This window comes from Chroococcidiopsis cubana SAG 39.79 (genome assembly GCF_003991895.1).
Taxonomy (GTDB): Bacteria; Cyanobacteriota; Cyanobacteriia; order Cyanobacteriales; family Chroococcidiopsidaceae; genus Chroococcidiopsis; species Chroococcidiopsis thermalis.
The window spans coordinates 253,325-254,095 of record NZ_RSCK01000002.1; the positions used below are offsets into that span (position 1 = coordinate 253,325).

General features: G+C 50.2%; 1 protein-coding gene. It reads left to right on the top strand.

Translation table 11 applies throughout. The annotated features are described in order from the left end of the window. Window positions 1-771: tetratricopeptide repeat protein (locus tag DSM107010_RS41050; protein ID WP_241994096.1), on the top strand; the 771-nt coding region annotated here is incomplete at both ends.

Below are 771 nucleotides of genomic sequence, written 5' to 3' on the forward strand. Positions count from 1 at the left end.
CCGACTCCCGACTCCCGCGTTCTTCTAGTTCTCGCTCAAGCCTTAAATACCCAAGCTAGCTTGCAATTGGGATTGGGACAAGCAGACACAGCTTTCAGTACGTGGCAACAAGCCGCTACGGTGTACGAACGAGCTGGCGATCGCCCTGGAGTCATCCGTAGTTTACTGAATCAGAGTCAAGCTTTGCAAGCCTTGGGACTGTATCGTCGGGCTTTAGAAACATTAACCTCTGCCGATCGCAGCCTCAGTGCTATTCCAGATTCTTCGCTGAAAGCTGCCGGACTTCGCCAAATGGGGAACCTACTGCGATCGATAGGCGATTTGCCGCAGTCCCAACAAGTATTGCAACGGAGTTTAGTCTTAGCACAAAAACTCAACTCACAGTCAGATATTGCGGCTAGTTTATTTAGCCTCGGTAATACAGCGCGATCGCAAAGAGATAATCCAACCGCCTTAGCCTACTATCAACAGGCTGCTACTACTGCGATCGCGCCGATTGCAAAACTGCAAGCTCGACTTAACCAATTCAGCTTATTAGTAGACACGCAAGATTCTACTGCCCAATCGCTCATTCCCGAAATTCAATCTCTGCTTGCTACCATCCCCCCCAGTAGTAAAACAGTATATGCCCAAATTGATTTCGCTCAAAGTTTGATGAGACTAGGGGAAGGAAGACAAGGGGGACAAGGGGGACAAGGAAGACAAGGGGGACAAGGGGGACAAGGGGGACAAGGAAGACAAGGGGGACAAGGGGGACAAGGAAGACAAGGG